Here is a 1,586-nt window from a genome sequence, read left to right on the forward strand (position 1 = left end):
CTCATTCACTCTTTCCCTACAGGTCGATCTTCCGATCTACCGTCGCCGGGTCGATCCCCGCCCGCTCGAACGCCTCCCACGACGTCTCCAGCAGCAACCGCTGCTGCGGGTCCATCGCCAGCGCCTCACGCGGCGAGATCCCGAAGAAGGCCGGGTCGAACTCGGCGGCCTCATGGAGGAAGCCGCCATGGCGCACGGAGGACTTGCCGGAGCGGTCGGGGTCCGGGTCGTAGAGGTTCTCGACGTCCCAGCCGCGGTCCTCGGGGAATCCCGAGATCGCGTCGCCGCCGGAGGCGACGAGGCGCCACAGGTCTTCGGGCGACCGCACGTCACCGGGGAACCGGCAGGCCATGCCCACGATCGCGATCGGCTCGTCCGAACCGGTCACCGTGGCGACCGCGGCCTCGGCCCGCTCCTGGACGCCCAGCGTCTCGGCCAGCAGGAAGCGGGAGAGCGCGACGGGCGTGGGGTGGTCGAAGACCATGGTCGCGGGGAGCCGCAGCCCGGTCGCCGTGTTCAGTCGGTTACGCAGTTCCACCGAGGTGAGCGAGTCGAACCCGGCGTCCTGGAAGGCGTGTTCCGGCTGGACGGCCTGGGCCGAGGCGTGGCCGAGCACGGCGGCGACCTCGGTACGCACCAGGTCCAGCACCACCTGCTCGCGCTCGGCCTCCGGCAGCCCGGCCAGCCGCTGCCCCAGCGATCCCTTCGGCGCGGTCTGCGCCGTGCGCCGCGCGGTGCCCCGTACCGGGCCGCGCAACCCTCGCAGGACCGGCGGCACCGTGCCCTGCAGTCCGCCCAGGTCGAGCCGGAGGGGGGCGACGGCGGCCCGGTCCAGGGCCAGGGCCGCGTCGAACAGCCGCAGTCCTTCGTCGACGGCCATCGGGGCCAGGCCCACCCGCTTGAGCCGGGTGTGGTCCGTCCGGTCGAGCCGGTCGGCCATGCCGCTGCCCTGCTCCCACAGGCCCCACGCCAGCGACGTGGCGGGGAGCCCGCGGGCGCGGCGGGCTTCGGCGAAGGCGTCGAGGAAGGTGTTCGCCGCCGCGTAGTTGCCCTGTCCCGCGCTGCCCAGGATTCCGGACACCGAGGAGAAGACGACGAACGCCGACAGGCCGCTCGTCAGCTCATGGAGGTTGAGCACGGCGTCGACCTTCGGGCGCAGCACCTTCTCCATGCGCTCCGGGGTGAGCGCGGTGATCACGCCGTCGTCGAGGACGCCGGCCGTGTGCACCACGGCCGTGACCGGCGTGCCGGCCAGCACCTCGGCGAGGGCGTCCCGGTCGGCCGCGTCACAGGCTGCCCAGCGCACCTCGGCGCCCCACGCGGCCAGTTCGGCCTCCAGCTCGACCGCACCAGGTGCGTCCGCGCCACGACGGCTGAGCAGCAGCAGGCTGCGCACGCCGTGCTCGGCGACCAGGTGCCGGGCGAACAGCCCTCCCAACGCACCGGACGCACCGGTCAGCAGGACGGTGCCGGAGCCGAAGTCCGGCGTGCCGGTGGCTGTCCCGGTGGCCTTCACCAGGCGCGGTACGAACACCTCCCCGCCGCGGACCGCGAACTGCGGCTCACCGGAAGCAAGCGCGGCGGGC

Annotated in this window: 1 protein-coding gene; it reads right to left on the minus strand. The window is 73.6% G+C overall.

What is annotated here, in order from left to right; genetic code table 11:
- Positions 1–16: 16 nt before the first annotated feature.
- On the minus strand, positions 17–1,586 hold a 1,570-nt coding region (locus tag ACWEBX_RS40400; RefSeq protein ID WP_451889675.1), incomplete at its 5' end, for an SDR family NAD(P)-dependent oxidoreductase.

The sequence above is a fragment of the Streptomyces sp. NPDC005070 genome (assembly GCF_053600395.1).